Origin of the sequence: Collimonas rhizosphaerae, assembly GCF_038896935.1 — a bacterium.
Taxonomy (GTDB): domain Bacteria; phylum Pseudomonadota; class Gammaproteobacteria; order Burkholderiales; family Burkholderiaceae_D; genus Collimonas; species Collimonas rhizosphaerae.
This window is the reverse complement of sequence record NZ_JBANDC010000012.1, coordinates 95730-115867: the sequence shown is the minus strand read 5'-3', so window position 1 is coordinate 115867 and position 20138 is coordinate 95730. Positions and strand designations below refer to the sequence as shown.

At 62.6% G+C, this 20138-nt stretch carries 15 protein-coding genes; 10 read left to right on the top strand and 5 right to left on the bottom strand.

What is annotated here, in order from left to right:
• Positions 1-34 precede the first annotated feature (34 nt).
• Together V8G57_RS17540 and V8G57_RS17535 are read right to left on the bottom strand one after the other, a co-directional pair.
• Entirely contained in the window at positions 35-550 is a 516-nt protein-coding gene (locus tag V8G57_RS17540) for a hypothetical protein (RefSeq protein WP_342830466.1), read from the bottom strand.
• Positions 551-624: 74 nt separating this feature from the next.
• Positions 625-1575 (bottom strand): GlxA family transcriptional regulator, encoded by a 951-nt coding sequence (locus V8G57_RS17535; RefSeq protein ID WP_342830505.1) that lies wholly within the window; start codon positions 1573-1575, stop codon positions 625-627.
• A gap of 199 nt (positions 1576-1774) precedes the next feature.
• Here V8G57_RS17535 and V8G57_RS17530 point away from each other — a divergent pair, with 199 nt between their 5' ends.
• Positions 1775-2386 carry a cysteine hydrolase family protein gene (locus tag V8G57_RS17530; protein WP_342830465.1) on the top strand — a complete coding sequence of 204 codons (612 nt, stop codon included), beginning with the start codon at positions 1775-1777 and terminating at the stop codon, positions 2384-2386.
• Between the two features lie 193 nt (positions 2387-2579).
• A complete protein-coding gene (gene lepB, locus V8G57_RS17525; protein WP_342830463.1) occupies positions 2580-3248 on the top strand; it encodes a signal peptidase I in 669 nt (222 codons plus the stop codon).
• On the opposite strand, the gene V8G57_RS17520 is transcribed toward lepB, so the two are convergent.
• Positions 3245-4168: a LysR family transcriptional regulator gene (locus tag V8G57_RS17520; protein WP_342830462.1), complete on the bottom strand. Its 924-nt coding sequence runs from the start codon at positions 4166-4168 to the stop codon at positions 3245-3247. The genes lepB and V8G57_RS17520 overlap by 4 nt on opposite strands.
• A 137-nt stretch (positions 4169-4305) precedes the next feature.
• Here V8G57_RS17520 and V8G57_RS17515 point away from each other — a divergent pair, with 137 nt between their 5' ends.
• The 8 genes from V8G57_RS17515 (at position 4306) to V8G57_RS17480 (ending at position 11955) form a co-directional block, all read left to right on the top strand.
• On the top strand, positions 4306-5604 hold the full coding sequence (locus V8G57_RS17515; RefSeq protein ID WP_342830461.1) for a CitMHS family transporter: 1299 nt from the start codon (positions 4306-4308) through the stop codon (positions 5602-5604).
• Positions 5605-5631: 27 nt separating this feature from the next.
• Positions 5632-6960: an acyclic terpene utilization AtuA family protein gene (locus V8G57_RS17510; RefSeq protein WP_342830460.1), complete on the top strand. Its 1329-nt coding sequence runs from the start codon at positions 5632-5634 to the stop codon at positions 6958-6960.
• A gap of 8 nt (positions 6961-6968) precedes the next feature.
• Positions 6969-7289 carry an AtuA-related protein gene (locus tag V8G57_RS17505; protein WP_342830504.1) on the top strand — a complete coding sequence of 107 codons (321 nt, stop codon included), beginning with the start codon at positions 6969-6971 and terminating at the stop codon, positions 7287-7289.
• Between the two features lie 29 nt (positions 7290-7318).
• Complete coding sequence (locus V8G57_RS17500) at positions 7319-8737, top strand: M20/M25/M40 family metallo-hydrolase (RefSeq protein WP_342830458.1); 1419 nt, start codon at positions 7319-7321, stop codon at positions 8735-8737.
• Between the two features lie 161 nt (positions 8738-8898).
• The gene (locus V8G57_RS17495; RefSeq protein WP_342830457.1) at positions 8899-9792 is read left to right on the top strand and encodes a DMT family transporter; all 894 of its coding nucleotides are present in this window, start codon (positions 8899-8901) and stop codon (positions 9790-9792) included.
• A gap of 229 nt (positions 9793-10021) precedes the next feature.
• Positions 10022-10579, top strand: a complete 558-nt coding sequence (locus V8G57_RS17490) for a hypothetical protein (RefSeq protein WP_342830455.1) — start codon at positions 10022-10024, stop codon at positions 10577-10579.
• A gap of 207 nt (positions 10580-10786) precedes the next feature.
• Positions 10787-11248: a YccF domain-containing protein gene (locus tag V8G57_RS17485; RefSeq protein WP_342830454.1), complete on the top strand. Its 462-nt coding sequence runs from the start codon at positions 10787-10789 to the stop codon at positions 11246-11248.
• 11 nt (positions 11249-11259) lie between these two features.
• Positions 11260-11955, top strand: coding sequence for an alpha/beta fold hydrolase (locus tag V8G57_RS17480; protein WP_342830453.1), 696 nt, complete (start codon positions 11260-11262; stop codon positions 11953-11955).
• Positions 11956-11959: 4 nt separating this feature from the next.
• Here the strand turns inward: V8G57_RS17480 and pbpC are convergent, their stop codons facing one another.
• The gene (pbpC, locus tag V8G57_RS17475; RefSeq protein WP_425458299.1) at positions 11960-14212 is read right to left on the bottom strand and encodes a penicillin-binding protein 1C; all 2253 of its coding nucleotides are present in this window, start codon (positions 14210-14212) and stop codon (positions 11960-11962) included.
• Positions 14197-20079, bottom strand: coding sequence for an alpha-2-macroglobulin family protein (locus tag V8G57_RS17470; protein ID WP_342830452.1), 5883 nt, complete (start codon positions 20077-20079; stop codon positions 14197-14199). Before V8G57_RS17470 ends, pbpC begins: the two co-directional genes overlap by 16 nt.
• Between the last annotated feature and the right edge of the window lie 59 nt (positions 20080-20138).

Genomic DNA, 20138 nt, shown 5'->3' with positions numbered 1-20138 from the left:
ACCAAGCACTATCCCTCATTTTTTTGCGATGCGATCAATGCGGCGTACGGAATCCGTTTGCCGCCCAGGCGTCGGCGCTGCTTTCGCTAAGCTTGAAAGTCGCCGCTACCCGCACCTGCGCCAGCTGTTCGCCGTCGGCATCGTGGGCGGTCAGCAAGGCATAGGGAAAATCGTCGTCGGGAACGATGTCGAGCGTGACATTGAGCGTTGTTTCAGCAGCGGCCACCACGATGCTCTTGTGCAGCATGGCATGCAGCTGCTGTTCGTGCCGGCGCACGAACTCCGAGGCGGTCTTGACCAGCGTGATGAAAGCCGAGGCATCCAGCGGTTTCGGGTTCTTCTTGTCGCGGCCCATGGTCCAGGGCCCGATCAGCGCCGGTTCCGGTTCGCCGTCCTTGATCATCGCTACCGCCCAGCCGTCGTCATCGTCGTTCTTGATGATGCGCGCGGTCCAGCCGTCGTCGCACCACAGGCGCGGCTCCTGGATCAGCCGGTCGCCGGCGGCGGTTTCATCGTGGGCATCGGGGGTTGCTGCGGAATTGTCTGTCATTGGGATTGCTTCGCTGCTGATAGAAGGTAGATGAGGCTAGGAAGGCCAAATTGTATAGTACAAAGCGCGGCGCCTCACTGGCGCCGGAATTGTTTGCGGTAGGCGGCGGGCGAAACCGAGAACGCGGCAGTGAAATGCTGGCGCAGCGATACGGTGGAGCCGAAGCCGACCAGTTCGGCGATGCGGTCTATCGCCTTGTCGGAAGTTTCCAGCAGCCGCTGCGCCGACGCCAGGCGATGGTTGAGCAGCCATTGCGATACCGTGGTCCCGGTTTTCATCTTGAAGCGGCGGGTGAAATTGCGCCGGCTCATGGCGGCCTTCGCAGCCAGCAGATCCAGGCACAGCGGCTGTTCCAGGTGTTCGATGGCCCAGTCCAGGGTAACCGTAAGCTGGTCGCTGCCGCCGCTTGCCGGCAGCGGTTGTTCGATGTACTGCGCCTGGCCGCCATTGCGATGCGGCGCCACCACCATGCGCCGGGCGATACGGTTGGCCACGTCGGCGCCGTGGTCGCGGCGCAGCAGATGCAGGCAGCAATCGATCGCCGCCGCGGTGCCGGCCGAGGTCAGGATAGCGCCATCGTCGACGTACAGTACTTTCTGGTCCAGCTTGACGCGTGGGTACTTGCGGGCAAAATCCTCGGCCCACACCCAGTGGGTGGATGCCGCCCGGCCATCCAGCAAACCGGCTTCGGCCAGTACAAACGCCCCCAGGCACAAACCGACCACCCTGGCGCCGCGCAAGTGCGCCTGGCGCAATGCCTGCAGCAAGGCTTCAGGCGGACGCTCGTCGGGATCGCGCCAGGCCGGCACGATCACGGTGTCGGCTTCCACCAGCGCGGACAGGTCATGCCGCACATCGATATCGAATCCCGACATGGTTGCAATCAGGCCCGCCTTCTCGCCGCATATCAGCAAGCGGTAGCGCGGCACGCCCAGCCTGGCCAGGTCGTCGCCGAACACCATGCACGGCACGGACAGGTGGAAAGGACTGATGCCCTCGAAAGCGATCACCGCCACGGTATGCATTTTCTCGGGAGCAGTTGCGGAATTCTGGGCCAATTTCAACATGGCCCGATCCTATCACATTATGTCTATCGGGACACTTTCGCCGATTACCCTGAAACCCGATACTTCGTCCTGTTCCAACGCTCGCTGCAGAGAGCCAGGGGAAAGGCAGGGATGAGCGATTGGCGTCCATCCTGCCCATTCACACAGGAGTTCCAAGATGCACCACCCAACCATCCGCGCCATCGCCGGCGCAACTGCACCGGCCAAGATAGAAGCCGCCAGCACCGCGCTGCTGGTGATCGACTTTCAAAACGAATACTTCAGCGGCAAGATGCCGATTCCCGACGGCGCGCGCGCACTCGGCAACGCCCAACGCCTTACGGCCTTCGCCGACCAAGCAGGCATCCCGGTATTCCATGTCCAGCATGTCACGCCGGCAGGCACGCCGATTTTTGCCGAAGGCGGGACCACCGTGCAATTCCATGACGGACTGCAGCCCGCCGCGCACCACACCGTGCTGCAAAAATCGTCGGTCAGCGTGTTCCCGACCACCGACATCGACAGCCGCCTCAAGGCAGCCGGCATCAAGACCCTGATCATCAGCGGCCTGATGACCCACGCCTGCGTCGCCGGCGCGGCACGCGACGCAGTACCCCTCGGCTACCAGGTGCTGGTGGCCGAAGACGCCTGCGCCACCCGCGACCTCGACACCGCCGACGGCGCCGTCCTGCCCCACGCCGCACTCCACCGCGCATCGCTGGCAACCATCGCCGACACCTTCGGCGACATCATGACAACCGCCCAGATCCTGCAGTTACCCGTAGCCTAAACCACCGCGCTTATTAATTAGGGTCAGAGTCGAATTGTTGACCGCTCAACAATTCGACTCTGACCCTAATTAACTGGCTGGCAAGGTTGGGGGTGGGGAAATATGGCCAGGGGAATAAGTGGCATACTGTGCGGATTGCGGGATTGGGTACGTTAGCTGATGGGCATGGGTTGTCACTGAAAGGCGGAGTGAAATGAAAAACTGGATTCGTCTCAACAAGGGATTCCTGCTGTTCCTTTTTCTTTTCGGGATTTTCCGCACCGCGGTCGCCGACTGGAATCCGATCCCTTCCGGTTCCATGCGCCCTAACCTGCTGGAAGGCGATGTGGTGTTCGTCAACCGCCTCGCATTCAACCTGAAAGTCCCGCTCACCAACATCGTCCTCAGCCGCCTCGGCGAACCGAAGCGCGGCGATATCGTCACTTTCTTTTCACCGCTGGACGATACCCGGCTCATCAAGCGCGTGATCGCCCTGCCCGGCGACATTGTCGAGATGCGCGATGAAAAGATGATCATCAACGGCCAGCAAGCCAGCTACGCCATGCTGGGCAGCGCGCCCGAACCGCTGGAGCATGGCGGCGCTCTGGTGGCCTTGCGCCTGAATGAAAAGATGGGAACGGAACAGCATCGCATCCAGCTGCTGCCGCAAGTCAGCGCCGAGCGCAATTTCGGCCCGATCACGGTGCCGCAGGACCACTACATGATGCTGGGCGATAACCGCGACAACAGCGGCGACTACCGCCATTTCGGTTTCGTGCCGCGCGAGTTGCTGATCGGGCGCGCTGAACGGGTGCTGGTGTCGGCCGACATCAAGGGCAACTGGATGCCGAGGACCGAACGCTTCGGCATGCAGCTGCGCTAACGCCGCCGGCCCGCCGCGCGGCTGCCGATATTGCGCAGCCGCTTTTCAATCAGTTCCGACATGCCCTGCGCCGCAATCGAAAGAGAGCGCTCTTTCTTTTTCACGATCAGGATAGGCCGCACGATGTCCTGCGCATCGATCGGGATGCTGACCAGGTCCATGTGACGAAACTGGAACAAGGTCAGCTCCGGCACGATGCTGACGCCCAGGCCGGATTCGATCAAGCCCGCCACCGTCGCCAGATGCTCCACTTCCAGCCCCGAATTCATCACCGGAATGCCGCGCAACAATAGCTCGACATGCTGGCGCACGCTGGTCGAACGCGCCAGGTGTATCAGCTCGCAGCCGCCCAGGTCAGACAGGCGGATGCGGCGCTTGCCGGCCAGCGCATGGTCCTGGCGGCACACCAGGTAAAACGGATCGCTGCACAAGGTCTTGGTATCGAATTCGGTCAGGCCCGAACCGGGCGCGGTCAAGGCAATATCCGCCTTGCCCTGGCGCAGCATGGCCAGGCACTGGTCCGACAAGGCGTCGAACAGCTGCACCGTAATTCCCGGATAGGCCCGCTTGTATTCGGCAATCACCGCCGGCAAGCCGTTCGCCGCCAGCGACGGCAGCGCGGCGATCGCCACCCGGCCCTTGCGCCTGGCGGCGTAGTCGCTCATGTCGGCAAATGCCGATTCGATATCGCTGACCAGCGAACGCGCCACTTCCGCAAACAGTTCGCCCTCGGCGGTCAGCGTGACGTTGCGCGTATCGCGCTCGAACAGCTTGGCGCCCACCGCCACTTCCAGTTTCTGGATCATGACGCTGAACGCCGATTGCGACATGAAGCAGCGCTCCGCAGCGTGGGTGAAATGCTTGCATTCCTGCAGCGCCAGGAAGGCGTGCAGCGAGCGGGTGGAGATATTGAGTTTCATCGATTAATCCGTTTTAACGATCAATCTATCGAAAAAATTCATTTTACAGCACAAACCACAGCTCCCAGAATGCGCTTAAAACAAGAGCAATAACAAGTATTCCCATAAAAATATCCAAGGGATAGGAGACAGACAACATGCTGGCATTACTCGGCTTCATTACCATCGTCACCCTGCTGGCGGCGATCCTGACAAAAAAAATGTCGCCCCTGGTGGCGCTTATCGCAATCCCCATCATCGCCGCCCTGATCGGCGGCTTTGGCCTGGAGACCTCCAAATTCATCGTCTCCGGCATCACCGGCATTGCGCCGGTGGCCGGCATGTTCGTGTTCGCGATCCTGTTCTTCGGCATCGTCACCGATGCCGGCATGCTCGATCCGATCATCTCCGCCATCCTGCGCATCGTCGGCAGCCGCCCTACCCGCATCGTGCCCGGCACCGCGCTGCTGGCGCTGCTGATCCACCTCGACGGTTCGGGCGCTGTCACCTTCCTGGTGACGATTCCGGCCATGCTGCCGCTGTACACGCGGCTCGGCATCGACAAGCGCATCCTGGCCTGCGTCGCATCGCTGGCGGCCGGCGTCAATTTCCTGCCATGGACCGGCCCCATGATCCGCGCTTCCGCCGCCTTGCATATTCCGGTCAGCGAGATTTTCACGCCCTTGATCCCGGTGCAGGTGGTCGGCCTGATATTCGTTTTTTCGGTGGCCTACTACCTCGGCCTGAAAGAGGAACGGCGGCTCGGCTTGGCCAAGGGCGCGCCGTCCGGTTTCGTCCATACGCATGCATTGTCCGAGGCGGAAAAAAGCATACGCCGTCCGCAGAATTTCTGGATCAATATCGTGCTGACCGTTTTTGTGCTGGGCGTGATGATCAGCGGCAAAATCGATCCGGTGGTGATGTTCATGATCGGCGTGGTGCTGGCGCTGATGGTCAATTACCGCAATGCCGACATGCAGCGCGCCCGCATCGACGCCCACGCCAAGGCGGCCCTGCTGATGGCCAGCATCCTGTTCGCCGCCGGCGTGTTCACCGGCATCATGAGCAAATCCGGGATGCTGAGCGCCATGGCCAAGATGGCGGTCGGCCTGGTGCCGCCCTCGATGGCCTCGCATATCCCGGTAGTGCTCGGGCTGCTGTCGATGCCGCTGTCCATGCTGTTCGATCCCGACTCTTTCTACTTCGGCGTACTGCCGGTGATCGCCGAAGTCGGCCATATGCTGGGCGTGCAGCCGCTGCACGTGGCGCAGGCCGCGCTGCTGGGCCAGATGACTACCGGCTTCCCGGTCAGCCCGTTGACGCCTGCCACCTTCCTGGTGGCGGGCCTGGCCGGCATCGATCTCGCCGACCACCAGAAATACACGTTCAAATACCTGTTCACGGCCTCGGTCATCATGACGATCACCTGTGTCGCGATCGGCGTCTTCCCTTTATGAGGACGCATACAGCTTGAGGAAACCAGCATGAGACATATCCGCATCGGCGCCGGCGCCGGCTACTCCGGCGACCGTATCGAACCCGCCATAGAACTGGCTGAAAAAGGCGAAATCGACTACCTGGTGTTCGAGTGCCTGGCCGAGCGCACCATCGCCATCGCCCAGCAGAGCCGGATGAAAGATCCCGTACTCGGCTTCGATCCGCTGCTGGCGGAGCGGATGCGGGCGGTGCTGGCCATCTGCAGCGCCAAGAAAATCAAGATCATCACCAACATGGGCGCGGCCAATCCGCTAGCCGCCGCCGCTGTGGTCAGGCAGATTGCGCAAAGCATGAAGCTCAAGCTGAAAGTGGCGGCGGTGACCGGCGACGATGTGCTGGACGCCATGAAAGCCGGCGACTACATCAGCGACCAGGATATCGCCGTCAACAGCCTGGGCGACAGGCTGCTGTCAGCCAATGCCTACATCGGCGCCGCGCCGCTGGTGGAAGCGCTGGCGCAGGGCGCCGACGTCATCATCACCGGCCGCGTGGCCGACCCGGCGCTGTTCCTGGCGCCCTTGATCCACGAGTTCGGCTGGGCCATGGACGACTGGCACCGCCTCGGCCAAGGCACGCTGGCAGGGCACTTGCTGGAATGCGCGGGCCAGGTCAGCGGCGGTTATTTCGCCGATCCGGGCTACAAAGACGTGGCGGGGCTGGCGCGCCTGGGTTTCCCGATCGGCGAGGTGGCGGAAGACGGTTCGGTCGTGATCACCAAGGTTGCCGGCTCCGGCGGCCAGGTAACGCCGGCCACCTGCAAGGAACAGCTGCTGTACGAAATACACGATCCCGCCAGTTACCTGACGCCGGACGTGGTGGCCGATTTTTCGGCGGCGACGGTGCAGGAAATCGGCCCCGACCGGGTGCTGGTGCAAGGCGCCACCGGCCGCGCCAGGCCGGACACCCTGAAAGTATCGATAGGTTATATCGACAGCTACATCGGCGAAGGACAGATTTCCTATGCCGGGCCGGGTGCGCTGGCGCGCGGCAGGCTGGCGCAGGCAATTGTCGCCGAACGGCTGCAGCTCAGCGCCGTGGCGTTCGATGAAATCCGCTATGACCTGCTGGGCGTGGACGCAATCCACGGCGCCGCCTTGTCGGCGCAACCGGGCGAGCCGTATGAAGTGCGGCTCCGCGTCAGCGCCCGCAGCGGCAGCATAGGCGAAGCGATCCGCATCGGCAATGAGGTCGAGACACTGTACACCTGCGGGCCGGCGGCCGGCGGCGGCGTCACCAAGACGGCGAAGGAAGTGGTTGCGGTGCAGTCTTGCCTGCTGCCACGCGAGCAGGTGTCAACCACCGTCCATTTCGATTGAGGATGAAAATGCAACTACGCGAGCTTGCCCATTCCCGCGCCGGCGACAAAGGCGACATCTCCAACCTGTCGGTGATCGCCTACCGCGCACAAGACTATGCGCTGCTGGAAAAATACCTGACGCCGGAACGCGTCAAGGCGCATTTCGCCGGCATCGTGCATGGCGAGGTGGTGCGCTATGCGCTGCCAAGCCTGGGCGCATTCAACTTTGTCATGCAGCGCGCCCTGGGCGGCGGCGTCACGCGCTCCCTGGCGCTGGACGCCCACGGAAAATGCTTGAGTTCGGCGATAATGACCCTGGAAATTCCTGACGATATCGATCCATCCTGATCCATCCACGCCGCCAAGAAAGGAAGTTCATGAGAATGCAGATTCGCCGCTTGCCGCGCCAAACCACGTACGCCACGGTAGCCTTGGCCCTTGCCACGCTGGGAGCCGTGGCGTCGGCGCAAACGCTGGCGCCGGAAACCCAGCGCTACCACGACATCTACAAAGAGCTGGTCGAAATCAATACCAGCCACTCGGCGGGCGACACCACGAAAGCCGCGCATGCAATGGAAAAGCATCTGCTGGACGCAGGCTTCAAGGCTGGCGATATCCAGGTGATCGAACCGTTCCCGCGCAAAGGCAACCTGGTGCTGCGTTTCAAGGGCAACGGCAGCAAACAGCCGCTGTTGTTGCTGGCGCATATCGACGTGGTCGAAGCCAAGCGCGAAGACTGGAAGACCGATCCCTTCCAGCTGCAGGAAACCGGCGGCTATTTCACCGCCCGCGGCTCGATCGACGACAAGGCGATGGCTTCGGCTTTCGTATCGGTGCTGAGCCAGCTCAAGCAGGAAGGCTTCAAGCCCGGCCGCGACATCATCCTGGCGCTGACCACGGATGAAGAACGCGGCGATGTGGAGAGCAACGGCGCCAAATGGCTGATCGCCAACAAGCCCGAATTGCTCAAGGCGGAGTTCGGCATCAACGAAGGCGGCGGCGGCGAACTGCGCGACGGCAAGCCGAACCTGCACCGGATCCAGGTCGCCGAAAAAATCTACGCCACTTACGAACTGGAAGCACGCGATGCCGGCGGCCACAGTTCGACCCCGACGGCCAACAACCCGATCTATGCCATCGCCGCCGCGCTCAACAGATTGAGCGCTTACCGCTTCCCGGTGCACCTGGCCGAAGTCACCACCGGCTATTTCGCCCGCAGCGCGCCGTTCGCCAGCGGCCAGCTGGCCGCGGACATGCGCGCGGTGGGCAGCGGCAAGCCGGACGCCGCTGCAATCGAGCGCCTGTCGGCGGTCCCTGACTACAATGCGCAGCTGCGCAGCACCTGCGTGGCCACCATGGTCAGCGCCGGCCATGCCGAAAACGCCCTTCCGCAATCGGCCAAGGCCACCGTCAACTGCCGCATCCTGCCGCAAGACGATCCTGACGATATCGATCGCCAGTTCAAGCAGGTGATCAATAACGACAAGATCACCGTGCGTTACACCAACAAGCCGCTGCGCAGCCCGGCTTCGCCGCTCAACGGCGACCTGGTGAAAACGGTGGAAGCGCTGACCCAGGACATGTGGCCAGGCGTGCCTGTGGTGCCGGCCATGAGCACCGGCGCCACCGACAGCAGTTATATGCGCAATGCGGGAATTCCGATGTATGGCGTGTCAGGCTTGTTTGTCGAGCCGTCGGACCGCCGCACGCACGGCCTGGACGAGCGCGTCGAAATCCAGCGTTTGTACGACGGCCGTGAATTCCTCTACCGTCTGGTCAAGCGCCTGGCGCAATAGAGGCGGAAATAAGCCGCAAACTGAACCGGTTCCGGCGCCCGCCGGGGCCGGGCTGCCTTGCTGCCGAATTCGAGCGCAAGAACCAGAGTGTCCAGGGCACGGATATGCCCTATGTTGCAATTGTGCGGCGCCTGCCGCTCGCCAATTGACGGACACCTGCCATGAACTTTATCGAACTGCTCCTGCTCGCCGCGATCTGGGGCGCATCGTTTCTCTTCCTGCGGATTGCCGCGCCTGAATTCGGCCCCTTCGCGCTGATCGCGCTGCGCGTCGGCATTGCCGCGCTGGTGCTGGCGCCGGTGCTGCGCTCTGCCGCCGCCCGCAGCCAATGCCGCAGCAAGGCATGGCCTTTGTTTGTAGTTGGCGTCAGCAATTCCGCGGTTCCGTTCGCCCTGTTCGCCTATTCCACGCTGTCCGTCAACGCCGGTATCGACTCCATCCTGAACGCCACCACGCCGATCTGGGCCGCCCTGATCGCGGCGCTCTGGTTCGGGCACGCCATGAACCGCAGCCAGGCCTGCGGCCTGATGCTGGGCCTGGCCGGGGTTGCAGTGCTGGTGTGGGATAGCGCCGGAGCCGGCGTGGCAGGCGTGCCGCTGGCGATTGCCGCCGCGCTGCTGGCTGCCGTGTGCTACGGTTTTGCCTTGAATTATTCCAAGCAGCATCTGGCAGGAGTGCAGCCACTGGTAGTCGCCTTCGGCAGCCAGCTGTTCGCCTCCGTCGTGCTGCTGCCGCCGGCGCTGCTGTCCTGGCCGCAGCATGCTATCGCGCCCGCCATCTGGGCTTGCGTCGCCGCCCTCGGCGTGGTCTGCACCGGCTTCGCTTACATCTTGTACTTCCGCCTGATCGAACGCGTAGGCGCATCGTATGCCGCCTCCGTGACTTTCCTGATCCCGGTGTTCGGACTAATCTGGGGCGCTGTTTTCCTAAACGAAAAAATCACCCCAGCCATGCTAGCCGGCTGCGCCATCACCTTGCTCGGAACCGCCCTCGCCAGCGGCAAGCTGGGCAGCTTATTACCAGGCAAACGCAAAGCAAAGACCAGCCCGGGTTAACAAACATCACTTAAAAAAACCGACAGATGCAAGTCACGCACTTGACGATTCCCTTGTAGACAGCCAATTACGGTGTTACATTTTTCCCTTTCGTAATTAGGGTCAGAGTCAAATTATTTCGCGAACATTAATTAGGGTCAGAGTCGAATATTTTCTACGTCCTGAACGGCACAGAAAAATGTCTGACGAAAGCTGCTGGCCAGCTAGGGCAAACCGGCGCGCAATGCGCATGGGCATACTATTGTCCCTGTTATTGCATCTCGGCCTGATGCAATTATTCCGACCTCATGCCGCTGCCGATGCGGCCCCAGGTTCGCAGCCGGCGATGACCTGGTTGCTGTTGCCGGCCGCACCGCCAGCCCCGGCACGTGCAGCGCCCATCACCAAGCCACCTGTCGTCCAGCACGATCCGCATCCCGCCCAGCCTTCTGTCCGCACCAATACGATAACCCCGCTGCCATCCGCAATACCCCGCGAGAACAGCATCGGCGACACCGCAGCCATTACCCAACCAGCGCACAAACAGCCACGCGTCGACCTGGACGCCGCATTCAACACGGCCAGGAAGATCGCCACGGATCCCGCCGAGAGACGCAACGGTACCGCCGTCTCGCAATTGCAAACGCACCCGCTGGAAGCCCGCCCCGATAATCCGCTAGCCCAGGATATCCAACGCAGCGCGCGCGCCGACTGCCTCGACGTCGGCCGTCCGTTCGGTTTACTAGCCCCCCTGGTGCTCGCCGCGGACGCAGTGCTGTCAAAAAAAGATAGCGGCTGCAAGTGGTAGCGCCTGTTGATTGTCTTGTCGACAGCCAGTTACGGTGTTACATTTTTCCCTTTCGTAATTAGGGTCAGAGTCGAATTATTTCGCGAACATTAATTAGGGTCAGAGTCGAATATTGATGGACGAGAATATTCGACTCTGACCCTAATTAAATCCGGCGGCAAAGGATGACTGACCTTTTTTCAAGTTTTTCATCGGAGAGAAAACAATATGCGCGCGATCCTCAATTTCCTGTGGTTTGTACTGGGCGGAGTGTTCATGGGCCTGGGCTGGTGGCTGGTCGGCGCTGTCGCCTTCCTCACCATCGTCGGCATCCCTTGGGGCAAGGCTTGTTTCGTGATCGGGCAATTTACCTTCTTCCCTTTCGGCAGGGAAGCGGTGAGCAGGAAAGAGCTGAACAACAGGGACGACATCGGCACCGGCAGCCTGGGCCTGGTCGGCAATATTCTGTGGTTCGTGTTTGCCGGCATCTGGCTGGCCATCGGCCACGTGCTCTCGGCCATCGCCTGCTTCATCACCATCATCGGCATTCCGTTCGGCGTCCAGCACCTGAAGCTGGCCGGCATTGCGCTGGCGCCGATAGGCAAGACCATCGTCACCAAAGAAGTGGCGGCCGCGGCGCGCAGGCAGGGTGCGGACGAGGCTGTGGCTAAACTGAGGACAAACGCCTGACATCATTGCGTATGCTGACAATCGTTTTGTTGCCGGGTATGGACGGAAGCGGCGACTTATTCCAGCCCTTGATCGGGGCGCTGGACGCTGAATTTAATGTCCGGATAGTTCGCTATCCTACAGAGGGCGCTCTCGACTATGAAGCGCTTGAAAAACACGCCAGGCTTTCATTGCCTCGCGATGGACATTTTGTGATTCTTGGGGAGTCATTCTCAGGACCTGTCGCAGTCTCTCTTGCGGCTTCGCGACCACCGGGTTTGGTCGGCCTGATCCTGTGCTGCACCTTTGTCCGCAATCCGCATCCAGCCTTCACCGGATTGCATTCTTGCGTCGGATCGCTACCGGTCAAGCTAGCGCCGCTTGCAGTCCTGAACTGGTTTCTTCTAGGCCGCTATTCGACCCAGCATTTGCGTTCGGCGCTGGCGGCTGCACTTGCGCCGGTTTCCAGCCTGGCGCTACGGACCCGGCTAAAGGCCGTCCTATCGGCCGATGTCACCACCGAATTCAAATCCATCGAAGTCCCGATCTTGTATCTGCAGGCGGAACACGATCGTGTCGTACCGCCCAGCGCCACCAGGCAGGTGATGCTGGCGCAGCCGGCTACCCGGCTGGTGAAGATAGCGGGTCCGCACTTCCTGCTGCAAGCGTTTCCAAGCCAGGCCGCACAAACGATAGCTGCATTCATGCGCAATACGCCCTGCCGCTAAAACGTCAGTTATTTTTCCTGGCGCGGCCGGTCTTCTGCTGCGCATGGTTCTCGACCGCGCCGCGCACCTCGAAACGCACCTGGTCGACCACGGCCATTTTATGGTCCAGCAGCTCCAGCACATGCCGGCCCGGCCATGGCATCCAGTCGAAGGCCAGCTGCGGATCCGAGGCTGCCGATTGGCGGCTGGTTTTCTTGCCTGCCTTTGCTGCCGGCGGCGTCAGCAACTTGCCGTCGAGCCGCCACGCGCCGCTAGGCAAGCCGTCGGCGGCGAAGCGTATGCGCTGCCGCTGCGGCGGGATGTCGGGATCGAGTGCGACCAGCATGCCTGGCGTCGGATAACGTATGGCGATGCTGATGTCGTCCGAGCTGGCGGTGGTGATCAGGCTTTGTTCGGTCCCGGCCAGGAAATATTCCTGGCGCGGCGCTTCGATCTTGTCGGCGTAGCGGATGTCCCGTTCCACCACGCCGGCCGGCTTTTGCGGAACCTGCTGCCGCAGCTGGTCGCGCGTGTGCAGGTATTGCATCACTTCTTGCCAGACCGGCGCGGCGCCGGTGACGCCGGAGACGTCCCACATCGGCAAACCCGAGGCATTGCCGACCCAGACGCCGACCGTGTAGCGGTCCGAATAACCGATCGCCCAGTTGTCGCGCATATCCTTGGAAGTGCCGGTCTTGACCGCGCTCCAGACCCGTGTCGACAGCGCATTCTCAAGGCCGAAAGTACGGCTGCGGGCGCTGCGGTCGGACAGGATGTCGCCGATGATGAAAGCGGCGCCGGAGTCCATCACCTTCGTCATCTTTACCGCCGGATCAGCCAGCGTAGTGCGCACTCCGCTATAACGCCCCTGGTTGGCCAGCGCGCGGTAGGCATTGCTCAGCGCCAGCAGGCTGACGTCGGCGCTGCCCAGCGCCAGGCTGTAGCCGTAATAATCGCCGGATTCACGCAGCTGGAAACCGAGTCCTTGCAGGCGCTCGAAGAAAGTCGTGGGCGTGACCGTCACCAGCGTGCGCACCGCCGGGATGTTCAGCGATGACGCCAGCGCGGTGCGCACGCTGACCAGCCCTTTGAACTGCTTGTCGTAGTTTTGCGGGATGTACAAGCCGCTGGCGGTCGGCAGGTTGATCGCCGAATCGTTCAGGATCGAGGCCGCCGTCATCCATTTTTTTTCGATCGCCAGTTCGTACAGGAATGGCTTCAAGGTTGAACCGGCCTGGCGCAGGGCCACCACGCCATCGACATTAGCCGCATTGGAAAACGAACCGCTGGAACCGACCCAGGCCAGCACGTCGCCGCTGGCATTGTCGAGCACGAGGATAGCGCCGTCTTCGATATTGCGCTCCACCAAGGCCGCCAGCTGGCGCCGCAAGGCATCGTTGGCGAAGCGCTGCACGCCGGCGTCCAGGGTTGACCGCACCGCCTGCCCCGGCGTACGCAGCAGCTTGCGCGCCAGGTGCGGCGCCAGCTGCGGGGCGCTGGTGGTGACGATCACTTCGGAATTCGAGCCGGTGCGCACCAGCGCCAGCAGGGTGAAATCTTCCAGGCCCTTGCACTCTTGCGCCGCACGCTGTTCCTGCAAGATGCGGCAGGCCCGTTCCGCGACCCGGGCCGGGGTCGCATTCGGGCCGCGGATCAAGGCCACGGCAATCGCCGCTTCGCGCTGGCTCAGGCCGCTGGGATGCTTGCCGAACAAGACTCGCGACAAGGCGTGTATGCCGACCAGTTCGCCGCGGAAGCTGACCAGGTTGAGGTAGGCTTCCAGGATCTGGTCCTTGCGCCAGTTGCGCTCCAGCTGCTGCGCCACCACTACCTGCGACATTTTCTGCCCGATCGAGCGCGGCGAGGTGCGGCGCCGCAGGTCGTCGTCCAGCAAACCGGCCAGCTGCATGGTGATGGTCGAGGCGCCGCGGGTCTTGGTGTTCCACAGGTTGCCCCAGGCAGCCGCCGCCACGGCGTTCCAGTCGACTCCGCTATGCTGGTAGAAACGCCGGTCCTCCGACGCCACCAGCGCATTGCGCAACGCCGGCGACACATCTTCCAGCGCCACCCACGACAGGCGGCGCTCGTTCGGATTCATGCGGACCTGCTGCAGCAACTGGCCCTTGCGGTCGTACAGGCTGGCTTCGGACGAACGGAACTCCTGCTGCACATCGGCGAAACTTTGCAAGGCTTGCGCCGGGCCGGCCGCCAAGGCCAGCAACAGCGCAGCGCCCAAGGTCCAGCGCTTGAGGCCAGTCGACTTCACTTCACCGTCCATTTCTGGTTGGGGCTTTCACCGAACATTTCCGGCGCATACATCGCTTCGACCCGGGTCGGCGGCAAGCTGAACTCACCCGGATTGTTGATGCGGAAGGTATACGTCATGGTGAATTTCCCTTTCGGCACATACTCGTAATAACTGCGGAACGCTTCGAAACTGCGTTCTTCATACGCCGCCCAGGCGCTGCCGCTAGGCCGTTCGCCGGTGGTGGCGATGGCCGAATCGCGGCCCAGGCCGGAACCCAGCAAGGTAGCGCCGGCCGGAATCGGATCGGTCACCACCACCCAGGTCATGTCAGTCTGGGCGTCGACTTCGAGGTCGACCCGCACGATATCGCCGCGGGTGTATTTACCCTTTTCCTTCTGCTCCACCGGGACGATGTTCTTGCTGATCCGGTAGCCGCTGGAGAACGGTTTTTTCAGCACCACCGCCGCCAGGCTTTGCACCGTCACCCACGGCGCGCCGCTGCCGGCGTGGCTCAGCTTCAGCTCGGCCGGCGCCGCCGACGATGGCCAAGGCAGCTGCAGCTTGCCGGTCTCGGTAGCAGCGGCTGCGGCAGGCCAGCTGTAGCTCTGGCTACCGCTCACATTGGCGCCCTGCTCCAGGCTGGCCTTGGTGGTGCCGGCGACTTTTTCCGATTCGAACTTGCGCGCGAATTTCTGCAGCGCCAGCGAACCCCACAGGTTCGCCGTGGTGGTCGACCAGTGGCCGCGCGACTGGCGCTGGATGGCGCCGTTGATCAGTTTCGGCATGTCTTCTTTCCAGGCCGGGTTCTCCAGCATGGTCAGCACCAGCCGGTTGGCGTTGACATCGGCGCTGGCCATCAGCCACCACCAGTAATCGCTGCTTTCAGTCGAGAAGCCCATGCGCGTGCTTTGGTAGTTCAGGCGCGCCCGGATCACCTGGTCGGCTTCCGCCTGGCGCTTGGCGCGGTCTGGAATGCCCGATACCCGTTGCAGGATATTGATCCAGTCGAGCACGGCCGAGGTTGGCCACAGGTTGGGCGAGATCTGGATCGAATCGAGCATCGCCGGCCGTACCCGGTCATAACGCGACAAGGCTTCCAGCGCCGCCAGCTTGCGCACATCCAGGTCTTTCTGCGGTGACCAGAAGTCGCGCGTGATCTTGCCTTCCACGAACGCTGCCAATCCGTCGAGCATCTTGTCGCGGCTTTGCTGCGGAATCGCAAAACCCGATTCCTGGGTCACTGCCAGCAGGTATGCCGTCAGGGTATCGCTGCCGCGGCGGGCGTTGCCTTCGTTCGGCGGATAGTAATAAGCCAGGCCGTCGCTATCCAGGTAGGTCGGCAAGTCGTTCAATACCTTCTGCCACATGGCGTCGTCGCGCAAACCAATTGCACGTGATGTCTTTTGCTCCAGGCAGGAGAACGGGTAGTTGACGAAATAGCGGCGCAGGCCGTCGCTGCCGGAAGCCAGCGACGGCGCCAGCGAGATCGCCAGGCCGCCGCGCCCCGGCAGGCCGTCGGCAGGCGGCGCTACCGCCATGCTGAACGGCTTGTCGAGCTGGAACAGGGTGGCCTGCTGCACCGTCACCGGCACCGCAGGCACCACGCGCTGGGTGAACTTGATGCTGTCCTTCACTTTCGGTCCGTCCTGTTCCTGGGCATTGATTTCCCATGCCAGCTGGCTGACATCGGCCGGCACCGGCACCGCCCACACCAGCTCGCGCGTTTCGCCGGCAGGAATGCTCTCGTCCTTGGCCGCCAGCGGCGTTGCTGCCGGCAGGCCGGCGGCCTGCGCCGTGGCATGGACTTGCATGGCACGGGTGGTGGTATTGCGCACCGTGACCAGCGCGCTGAAATTGTCGCCCTCCCGCACCAGCGGCGGCAAGCCGGATATCAGCTGCAAGTCCTGGGTCGAACGGATGCTGACGGCGCCGGTGCCGAACAGGCTGTCGCCGCTTTGCGCTACCGCCACTATCTTGAAGCTGGTCAACGCATCGTTCAGCGGCACGTCGACCTGCGCCCTGCCGTTGGCGTCCAGTACGATTGCCGGTTTCCACAGCAGCAAGGTGTCGAACAGCTCGCGCGTCGGCGATTTGCCGCCGCCGCCGCCGGCAGGAATCGCCTTGCGGCCGTAATGGCGCTTGCCGACCACCTGCATTTGCGCGGTCGAGGTTTCCACGCCGTAGCTGCGCCGCTGCAGCATCGCTTCCAGCAGGTTCCAGCTGCGGTTCGGCTCCAGTTCCAGCAGCGCTTCATCGACTGCCGCCAGGGCGATTTCAGCGCCGGCCGCCGGTTTGCCGTTGGGCAGGTTGACCAGGATGTTCACCTTGGCGGTGGTGCGGATCGCATAACTGGGCTGGTCCGCCTTGACCGTCACCGCCAGCTGGTTGGCGGCGGTGCCTACCGTGATTTCGGCGATGCCGTATTTATAGGCCGGCTTGGCCAGGTCGACGGTAGCGCTGGGCGCCTGGTATTCCTTGAATTCGCTCCACCAGTTCAGCGGCTCTTTCCAGCCCCAGGTAAAGAAGGAATACCACGGCACCTCGCGCATGCGGCCGCGCACCGCCAGCACCGAGACGAAGACGTTGGGGCCGTAGCCGGCCTTGACCGGCAGGCTGAAGGTCGGGTCCTGGCCGTTCAACTGCACCACCTGGGTTTCGATCACGCCTTCGCGTTCCACCGCAACCAGGGCGGTAGCGTAGCGGAACGGCATGCGTACCTGGAATTTGGCGCTTTCGCCGGGCTGGTAAATCTTTTTCTCAGGCAGGATATCGATGCGGTCCTGGTTTTCGCCATCGAACCACAGCTCGCCCTGCTTGGTCACCCAGACCGAACTGGTGGCGAGCGCAGCGTGGCCGTCGCCGTCCTTGCCTTTGGCTGTCAGCTCGATATTGCCGGGTTCCTGCAATTCCACGGTGCAGATCATCAAGCCGCGGGCATCGGTCTTGCCTGAACACAGCGCTCCCAGGTCGCTGCCGCTGGTGGTGTTTTCGTATGCGTAGAATCCGCCCACCATGCGCTTGCGATGCGAATTGGTCTGCTTGCTGGTTCCGCTGATCTCGATCGGCACGCCGGCTTGCGGCTGCCCGGCCGGATTGAGGGCAACCGCCGTCAGCGTCAGTTTCTTCTTGACCGAAACCCACTCCCCCGCTTTCAGGCCGACCACCACTGCCGCAGGCCAGACCGGCGTCACGCTTGATACGGTCTGGATTTCTCCATTAGGATCGGCATACGTCATTTCCGTCAGCAATTCCTTCGGCACCGTGACCGCCGGCATGTCCTTCACCACGGTCTTGCCGGCGCCGGCCTTGTCCAGGGTCACCGGCAGCTTGTCGGCGACGATTTTCTGGCTGTCGGCGCTGCTGTCTTCATCGTTGCGCCCCGCCGCAAAGGAATAACCGTCGTAACCGGAAAAACTCACAGCCTTGCCGCGCAACAGGCTGGTGATATGCACCGCCTGGCCGGAAGCGCCGCCGCCGTTCAGGTAATTGAGCTGCACGGCAAGCGGTACTTCTTTCGGCGCTACCAGGGTCTTGGGCGGCGTAATGCGTCCCTGCAGCAACGGCAGGCGGAATTCTTCGACGCGGAAACTGCCGCTGCTGTAGCTGCGGCGGTTTTCATCATAGCCTCCGCTCTCGGAGTCGGCGTCGGAATCAGCGTCCGCATCGGCGTCGCCGCCAATGACGCCGCTCTTCACCTTGCCGCCGTCCAGCACCACTTCGTAGCTGCCCAGCTTGGCTTCCTTCGGCACCTGGAACACGGTTTCGGCATTCTTCTGGCCGCGCCAGTTCAGCGCAAACTGGTATTCCTGGCCGCTGCCCTGGTGGGTGATGCGCACCCGGGTCGGCAGCTTGTCGGTCGGCAGCAGGCCGAAACCCTGCATGGTCTCGGTGCGGATCACGTGTTTCATCGATACCGTTTCGCCGGCACGGAACAAGGTCCGGTCAAATATCGTATGGGCGCGCACGGTAGCGGACTTGTCGTAATCCATCGGCAAGTTGAAGCGCCAGGATTCGATGCCGTCGTTCCACGACGTCAGCGCAAAAGCCATATCGGCGCGGCCCTTGTCGTCGGTCTTGCGGGCGCTGACGAAAAATCCGTCGATATGTCCCGGCTGGTTGCCGTCGCCGTTGCGGCAACCGTCCAGCGGGAACTCCGGCACCATGGCAATCCCGGTCTTGTCGGTCCTGCCGCGCCACAGCTCGGTGCCGCGGCAATCGGAAATCCGCACGTCGGCGTCGGCCACCGGCTTGGCGCTGTCCAGCGTGGTGACCCACACCGCGCCGTTCTGGCGGCCGATCTTGACGTGCACCGACAGGTTGGTCACCAGCGCGCTGGTGCGCACATACATGGGCGCGGCTTTGCCTAGCAAGGAGGCACCCAGTTTTTGCGATTCCAGCTCGACCACGTAGAAACCCGGATCCTTGAGCGGAATGCCGATGACTTCAAACGGCCGCACGCCATCCTTGCTGTCCGGCGACGGCGGCAGGTCCAGGGTCTTGGCCCCGGCCTGCTTCGCCAGCAGACCGATGCTGCGGGTTTCCACCTGCTTCTTGTTGATGGCGATCGTGGTTTCGTGATATTTCCTGAGCTTGGTCAGCCAGGCGATGATGTTCTGGTCGTCGCTGACTTTCAGGTTGCTGACCGTGCCGGGATTGACCTTGCCGTCGGCGCTGCGGGCCAGCATGCCGGTTTCGACGCTGCGCAGGGTGACCGGCAAGGTGGCGTCGGCGTTGAGCTCGATGATGCCGAACGGCGCCGAGGGAAATTTCGCCAGCGGCGGATAATCCGCCATCCGCACCTTCAGCGGAAACGCAGCGGCGTTCGACAGCGGCCGGCCGTTCTCGTCCTGGAAACCGGACGGCAAATCAACACTGAGTTCCGCCTTCTCGGCAAACGGCGGCTTGAAGGTCAGCTGCGACACCGTGTCGTCGGTATCGTTCTTTTCAAAAAATGGCTTCAGCTTGCCGTTGGAAGCGTTCAGCGTCACGCCTTCCGCCAGCTTGCGCGGCACCGGCGCGGTAAACAGGATGCGCAGCGGCAGGATAGGCGCGCAGGCAGCATTGGCGTTCTCGCGCTCGCAGCTGACGCTGGCGGTAAAGGTCGGCCGCACCTTGAATTTGAAGACTTGCGGCTGGCTGCTGGCGATGCCTGAAGCGGTGCTCACGCCCTTGTCCCAGGTCAGGCTGACCGCGCCGTCGTTAGGCAGGCGCTGCTGGCATTGCAAGGTGCTGACCCGGTCCGGATTGATCTTGTCGGCGAAATGCTCGAGCAGCTGCTTGCGTTCGGCGCCGGCGATGAATTTGACCGGGATCCGTTCATGCACGCCCTCGGCCTGGCAGTACACGTGCTTCAGGATGCTGTCGCTGGTGGCGGCGCCGTTCTGTATCAGGATGAAGGCTTGCTCTTCTTCGATCCTGTCGCCGCGCGGCATGATGTCGACCACGGCCGGACCGCCGGTATTGAACTGGAATACGGTCTTGCCGCTGACCGCGGCGCCGGACAGCAGCTTGAACCCGGTCTTCACGGTAAAGCCGCAGCGCGTTCCCGGCGGCACGTCGCGCACGAAATCGTAGATCCAGTTACGCTCGTCGGCCCAGCGCCCGCTGCCGGCCTCGGAACAGCTGATGTCGAACGGCGTGGGCGATTTCGGGTCGCCGAACTTGATGGCGGCTTCCGAGAAATTCACCCGCACCTGGCGCACCTGGACGACCTCGCCCTGCGGTGAAAAGCTGTTGATGCCGGCCGCATGGACGGTTTGCGCCGCCTGGCCGGCCATCAGCGCCGCCAGCAGCGCCAGCGTATTGCGCGCGCCGCAGAGTTTGCGGCCGAAAAAAAACAGCCCCGGAAAGCGCACGGCGCTGCTGTTGGTTTTCTTTCGTTGTGTCGCTGCTTGCATGACAATCCTCGGGCTAGGAAAAGATGAAATATGACTTCGCGAGGATACAGCATCTCTAT